This is a genomic window from Pseudomonas sp. DF5 (genome assembly GCF_058148225.1).
In genome coordinates this window covers 20,942-27,581 of record NZ_JBYVYM010000046.1, presented here as the reverse complement: position 1 = coordinate 27,581, position 6,640 = coordinate 20,942, and the positions used below count along the sequence as shown (strand labels likewise).

7 protein-coding genes are annotated in these 6,640 nt (G+C 58.1%); 1 reads left to right on the top strand and 6 read right to left on the bottom strand.

The annotated features are described in order from the left end of the window. Positions 1-167: 167 nt before the first annotated feature. The 3 genes from AC30D7_RS28135 to AC30D7_RS28125 all read right to left on the bottom strand — a co-directional run bounded on the left by AC30D7_RS28135 (position 168) and on the right by AC30D7_RS28125 (position 2,324). Positions 168-1,493: an OprD family porin gene (locus AC30D7_RS28135; RefSeq protein ID WP_490136250.1), complete on the bottom strand. Its 1,326-nt coding sequence runs from the start codon at positions 1,491-1,493 to the stop codon at positions 168-170. 176 nt (positions 1,494-1,669) lie between these two features. Next, on the bottom strand, positions 1,670-1,984 hold the full coding sequence (locus tag AC30D7_RS28130; RefSeq protein WP_007940887.1) for a helix-turn-helix domain-containing protein: 315 nt from the start codon (positions 1,982-1,984) through the stop codon (positions 1,670-1,672). Continuing rightward, positions 1,974-2,324, bottom strand: coding sequence for a toxin (locus tag AC30D7_RS28125; RefSeq protein WP_007940886.1), 351 nt, complete (start codon positions 2,322-2,324; stop codon positions 1,974-1,976). Before AC30D7_RS28125 ends, AC30D7_RS28130 begins: the two co-directional genes overlap by 11 nt. A gap of 374 nt (positions 2,325-2,698) precedes the next feature. Between AC30D7_RS28125 and AC30D7_RS28120 the strand changes: the two genes are divergently transcribed. Next, a complete protein-coding gene (locus AC30D7_RS28120) occupies positions 2,699-3,163 on the top strand; it encodes a GNAT family N-acetyltransferase (RefSeq protein ID WP_490136249.1) in 465 nt (154 codons plus the stop codon). 5 nt (positions 3,164-3,168) lie between these two features. On the opposite strand, the gene AC30D7_RS28115 is transcribed toward AC30D7_RS28120, so the two are convergent. The 3 genes from AC30D7_RS28115 to nuoM all read right to left on the bottom strand — a co-directional run bounded on the left by AC30D7_RS28115 (position 3,169) and on the right by nuoM (position 6,629). Beyond that, on the bottom strand, positions 3,169-3,417 hold the full coding sequence (locus AC30D7_RS28115; protein ID WP_490136248.1) for a type II toxin-antitoxin system Phd/YefM family antitoxin: 249 nt from the start codon (positions 3,415-3,417) through the stop codon (positions 3,169-3,171). Between the two features lie 208 nt (positions 3,418-3,625). After that, complete coding sequence (nuoN, locus tag AC30D7_RS28110; RefSeq protein WP_007940882.1) at positions 3,626-5,089, bottom strand: NADH-quinone oxidoreductase subunit NuoN; 1,464 nt, start codon at positions 5,087-5,089, stop codon at positions 3,626-3,628. Positions 5,090-5,096: 7 nt separating this feature from the next. Further along, positions 5,097-6,629 (bottom strand): NADH-quinone oxidoreductase subunit M, encoded by a 1,533-nt coding sequence (gene nuoM / locus AC30D7_RS28105; protein ID WP_018925506.1) that lies wholly within the window; start codon positions 6,627-6,629, stop codon positions 5,097-5,099. Positions 6,630-6,640 lie beyond the last annotated feature (11 nt).

The following is a 6,640-nucleotide window of genomic DNA, read 5'->3' as shown; positions in this document are numbered from 1 at the left end:
GAAGATGTTGGCTGTGCCGGCGACATCGCGAGCAGGCTCGCTCCCACAGTTTTTCGCCGTGTGTTAAAGACCGGGCATAAAAAAGGCGCCCCGAAGGACGCCAAAAGATTCACCTCTTACCAAAGGAGCAAGGAGCTTCTAAAGGTGAATTTGCATAAACCGTGAAGTCAGAGAATCGCCAGCGGATACTCGACAATCACCCGCACTTCATCCAGATCCGACTCAAACGCCGTGGCGCGGGTGGTGGCCTGGCGCAGACGCAGAGACATGTCTTTCAACGAGCCGCTCTGCACCACGTATTTGACTTCGATGTCGCGCTCCCAGCGCTTCTGGTCAGTCAGTGGGTTGCCGTCGGCATCGCGACGCATGTACACGGCGTTGGCGTTGGAGTAGTCGGCGTCGGTGCCACGGCCGTAACGGGTCATGAACGACAAACCCGGCATGCCATAGCTGGTCATGTCGAGGTCATAACGCACCATCCACGAACGTTCCTTGGGCGAGTTGAAGTCGCTGTACTGGATGGAGTTGTCGAGGAAGATCGAGTCGGACTGACGCAGGTAGTCGAAGTCGTCGTTGCCGTTGTTGCGCTGGTGCGATAACGCAACGGAGTGGGCGCCGAGTTTCACCCCGATGCGACCGCTCCAGATGTTGTTGTCGAATTCGCCGAGCAGTTGTTTGCCTTCGTCGACCGCCTTGTAATAGTTCAAACCACCGAACAGCGACAGGTCATCCGACAGCGGATAAGTCCATGTGGTGCCAGCGTAGTACTGATTCCAGGCATCCTTGAGGCGACTGGAATACAGGCTGAAACTGAGGTTTTTGTTCAGTGCATAGTCGCCACCGAGATAGCCGACCCACGGCGAATTGACCGGACCGGCGTAGAAGGTCGCGAAGTTCTCGCGCATGTCGCTGGACACAGGCTGACTCATCGCATGCAGGCGACCGCCCTGTACCGACAGACCTTCGATACTGGTGTTGGTGGCCGTGACACCCCGGAAGCTTTCCGGCAACAGTCGGGAGTCACCCGCCGCAACCACCGGGTTGGCGGGGAACACATCGCCGACCTTCACCACTGTATCGAAGGCGCGCACTTTGGCGGCGCCACCGACCTTGGTGTATTCATCCCGCGCCTGACCATCGCTGTCGACCGGCAACACGTCGAAAGAACTACGGCTACCGTTGCGCCCGTCACCGGTATCGAGTTTCAAGCCGATCATCGCAAACGCATCGACCCCGAATCCAACGGTGCCTTGGGTAAAGCCGGATTCGAACTTGCTGATGACCGCGTGAGCCCAGGCCTCGGAATAACCATTGCCGGTGGGACTCGACTGGCCGTCACGGTGATCACGATTGAAGTACAAGTTGCGGTTGAGCACCGTCAGGCTGCTGCCCTCGATAAACCCCTCGGGTTTCTCTTCCGCAAACACCATGGACGGCCCGGAGCCGACAACCACCGCTAAAGCGGCTATCGACATTTTTGTATTGTTAACCATCAATCACTCCTTGGGTTCGGCAGAACGGGAACGTGCTTCGGCGTGGGTTTTATTGTTCGACGGGCAAGGGCCCGCCGGCATGGTCGCCGGGTGACATCGTTGCAAGCTGCGGATAACGCCAAGGTGATGGGGGAATTACAATTTCGTCATGTGCGTGGAATGACAAGCCTGCACGTTCAGGTCAGCGCTGCGAGTTGTTCGATTGTTTGCGGAAAGCGTTCAACCAAGCGGATCAGTGTCGTGGCTTGGGCATTTGGTGTTGCCCGTCCTTGTTCCCAGTTTTCGAGGGTTCGGGTGTTGGTGCGTAGATACATGGCGAACACCGACCGGGAAAGATTGAGCTGTTGACGGATGGCTACCACTTCCTCGGCAGTGATGGGTACCAGTTTCGGCAGCTTGACCTTGTGGGTCCGCAGCGTGACCTTGCCTTGGCGCTCGTCGGCCAAGGCTTCGAGGCCTTCCATCAGTTCGGAAAAAATGTCACGTTTCATAGTGGGTTCTCGTGTTGATTTCTCTATCCAGCGTTTGTCTGAAAAGTTTTTTCTGGGAAGGCGACAGGTCGTCTTGCTCGTTTTTGCTATACACGGTGAACAGCCAGAATTGATCGAAACCTGACCACCAGTAATAAATCACCCTAAGCCCGCTACGCTTGCCTTTACCGCGACGTTGATCGAAAAAGCGGATTTTTCGCAGCCCGCCCGTACCTTCAATGAGATCGCCCGCTTCAGGGTTTTTCAGCAGCTCCAACTGAAAGCTGCGGAACAAATCGTCATCCAGGTAATCGTCTCGGTGTTTCTGAAACGCAGGTAATTCGATAAAAAGAGCGTCCATGTTCTGTACGTCACCTGCGTATAGTGTTGTCTTGATAATCGAATAGGTCAAGGCATCGAAGCCATCCTTTTCGTCCCCCGTTTTCAAGGTAGACCCCGGTCGTAAAAACGCCTGTAGGACGAAGCGACCAGGCCGGTGAGAATTTTCGAGTAATGCTGGGGGAAGGGGACTTCGCAATTGACTCATCGGCTCACCCACAGCACTATCTGCCGATGAATGATCAACGCCGAATGAACATGATGTGTTCCTCTATGACCGCTTCCGGTGGGCCATAAGGTCATACGTGCTCGGCATTTGACGTGTTACCCAAAGCCCCGCCAGAGATGGACGGGGCTTTTTGATTCTCCGTCTGCACATGGCTGATGGAGAGTGAAATGTTCGAAATTAGAAAAGTCACCCAAAGCGACGCCCAGACGGCATTCGACATACGGCTGCTAGCCATCCGACATCAATGCATCGGTGCCTATACCGAAAAGCAAATGCTGACCTGGACATCGGGGTCAGCTGAGGACGGTTACTGCGCACTCATGGAAAAGTACTTCTATCTGGGGTGCGTTGAGAGTGAGCCCGTGGCGACAGGCATGCTGGATCTGGAGAACCGCGAAATCGGTGCAATCTTTATACATCCTGACTTTATGCAGCGAGGCTTGGGCAAGCGCGTCGTGGGCTTTCTCGAAGATCTGGCGCGGGATCTTGGCCTGGTGGAAGTTCGTCTGGATGCGACTTTGAATGCCGCCGATTTTTATCGACGCTGTGGTTACATTGGGGAGAAAACTGCGGTTTACCATTCCCCCTCCGGTCTTCAACTGGCCTGCGTTCCCATGGTGAAGAAACTGTGACGGCTTCATTTTTGAGTGCCTTGAAAAGCATCGAGCATGTCGTCCGGCAGTGAGGCGTCAAAGTCTTCGGGAAGCACCAGTTTGCCTTTCATCACACCGATACGCTGGCCGTAGGGTTTTCCTACCGAAACCAGACGTGCAAGGGCCCGACCATGTTTGGCAATCGTGATGATCTGCCCGGCGGCTGCGTCATCGACGAGTTTGGACAGATTGCTTTTTGCTTTGGCCAACGGAACGACGATGTCACGGTTCATTGTTCTTCCTCGCGTTGATTTATCGATCCAGCCAGTCATTCAAGATAGAGCCAATTGCGCAGTGTTGGATGTAGGACGAAACGGACATTCCCGCGCGAGGTTTCGGGGATTGCAGAAGGAGGGGAGGGCAGCGGTAACAAATCCCACAAACGCAAAAACGGCACCCGAAGGTGCCGTTTCTGTTTTCTACCGAGTATCGCTTAAGCGATCAACCCGCCAACCCCGACTGTTGAACCAGGTTCAGCAGCGGTTGTGGGTACAGGCCGAGGAAGAACGCCAGTACGGCGATCGCCAGCAGCATCACGCCGCCTGCACGTTGTTCCCAGTGCAGTTGCGCATCGTGGCGACGCAGGTTTGGTTCCATCAGGTACAGGGTGACCATCACACGCAGGTAGTAGAAGACGCCGATGGCGCTGCCCAGTACCAGGGAGCCGACCAGCCACCATTGGTGCGATTCGACGCCGGTGGCGATGATGTAGAACTTGCCGATGAAGCCCGCGGTCAGCGGGATACCGGCCAGGGACAGCATCATCACGGTCAGGACGGCGGTCAGGTACGGACGGCGCCAGAACAGGCCACGGTATTCGTACAGGGCATCCGCGTCACGGCCGCTGTACGGCGAGGACATCAGGGTAATCACACCGAACGCGCCGAGGCTGGTGATCACGTAGGTGACCAGGTACACGCCGATGGCTTCCACGGCCAGGCCCTTGCTCGCCACCAGGGCGATCAGCAGGTAACCGAAGTGCGCGATGGAGGAGTAACCCAGCAGACGCTTGAGGTTGCTCTGGGTCAGTGCCAGCAGGTTACCGAACAGGATCGACGCGATGGCGATGATGGTCAGCACGTTGCTCAGCACGCCACTGCTCGCCGCTGGCGAGATCTGGAACAGACGCACCATCACCGCGAACACAGCCACTTTGGAGGCCGTGGCCAGGAACGCTGCCACCGGTGCCGGAGCCCCTTCGTAAACGTCCGGGGTCCAGAGGTGGAACGGTACCAGCGACAGTTTGAACGCCAGGCCGATCAGCATCATGCCCAGGCCCAGTTGCGCGATCGGGCTAGGCAGGCCGGTGGCCGCCAGGGCCTGACCGATGCCGTTGAAGCTCAGGCTGCCGGCTTCGGCGTAGAGCAGGGCCATGCCGAACAACAGGAACGCGGAACCGGCGGCCGACAGCACCATGTACTTGATGCCGGCTTCCAGCGAACGCTTGTTGAAGAAGGCGTAAGCCACCAGACCGTAGACCGGTACCGAGAGCAGTTCCAGACCGACGAACAAACCGGCCAGGTGCTGCGCGCTGACCAACACCAGGCCACCGGCGGCGGACATCAGGATCAGCAGGTAAAGTTCTTCACGGTTGCCCGGGTAGCCCGTACCGCCATCGCCCAGGTAGGCGTGGGCGAGGGTCACACAGGCGAGGGTGGCGACCAGGATCAGCGCCATGTACAGGCAAGCGAAAGTGTCGATCTGCAGCAACGGGGTCACGGCCAATGGCGCGACTTTCAGGGCTGGCAGGATCGACAGCAAGGCCAGGTTAAGACCTGCCACCGACAGCAGGAAGGTTTGCGAGTGGTTGCGGCGCCACGCGATAGCCAGCATCACCACGATGATCGTGGCGCTGGTGATCAACAACGGCGCAAGCGCGATAAAGTGTTGAGTCGTGAATTCCATAGCGCTCTTACCGGGCCGAAGCGAGTTGAGTGAAGGCGGAGCCGAGCCACTGCTGCACGCCATGCATCGTCGCGGCAGAGGTATCGAGGAACGGTTGCGGGTACACGCCGATGTAAAGCAGCAGTGCCGCAAGCCCAACCACCATGATCAGTTCGCGACCGTCCATGCCATGCAGCACCGCGTCGGATTTCGACGGGCCGAAGTAGGCGCGGTGGATCATGATCAGCGAGTAGACCGAACCGAACACCAGGCCGGACGTGGCGATCACGGTGACCCATGGCGCGCTGGCGAAGGTGCCGATCAGGATCAGGAACTCACCGACGAAGTTACCGGTCGCCGGCAGGCCCAGCGACGCCGCTGCGAAGAACAGGCTGAGGGCTGGCAGGTAGGCAATCTTCGACCACAGGCCACCCATCTCGCGCATATCACGGGTGTGAGTGCGCTCGTACAGCTGACCGGAGAGGATAAAGAGTGCCGCGGCCGACAGACCGTGAGCCAGCATCTGCATGACCGCGCCCTGCAGCGCCAGTTGGCTGCCGGAGTAGATGCCGATCAGTACGAAGCCCATGTGGGAAACGGACGAAAAGGCAATCAGACGCTTGATGTCGGTTTGCGCGAAGGCCAGGAACGCACCGTAGAAGATCCCGATCAGACCCAGGGTCATGGCGAACGGCGCGAACTCGGCCGAGGCATTCGGGAACAGCGGCAGGGCGAAACGCAGCAGGCCGTACGCAGCAGTCTTCAGCAAGATACCGGCCAGGTCCACGGAACCCGCGGTCGGTGCCTGGGCGTGAGCGTCAGGCAACCAGGAGTGGAACGGTACGACGGGCAGCTTGACCGCGAAGGCGATGAAGAAGCCGAGCATCAGGATGTACTCGGTGGTCTGCGACATCTTGGTTTTCAACAGATCGGCGTAGTTGAAGGTAATCACGCCGGTGTCGTTGAAGTTGACCAGTACCAGGCCCAGGATCGCCACCAACATGATCAGGCCGGAAGCCTGAGTGAAGATGAAGAACTTGGTCGCCGCGTAGATCCGGGTTTTCTTGCCGTCCGAAGAACTGTGACCCCAGAGCGCGATGAGGAAGTACATCGGCACCAGCATCATTTCCCAGAAGAAGAAGAACATGAACAGGTCGAGGGCGAGGAACACGCCAACGACACCGCCCAGGATCCACATCAGGTTCAGGTGGAAGAAGCCCACGTGACGCTGAATCTCTTTCCAGGAGCAGAGTACCGAGAGGACACCCAGCAGGCCGGTCAGCAGGATCATCAACAGCGACAGGCCGTCGAGGGCCAGGTGCACGTTGATGCCGAAGCGCTGGATCCAGACGTGTTTGAACTCAAGCGCCCAGGTCGGATCGGCGCCAGGTTTTGGTGCAAATGAATAGTCACCGTTGGCCCACAGCCAGAGGCCGAGGGAGAGCAGCAGGGACATGGTGATCAGCGCAATCCAGCGGGGGAGGGTGGCGCCGAAGCGCTCACCCATCCAGCACAGCAGGCCGCCGATGAAGGGGATCAGGATTAGCCATGGCAGAATCATGACGGGCTCGT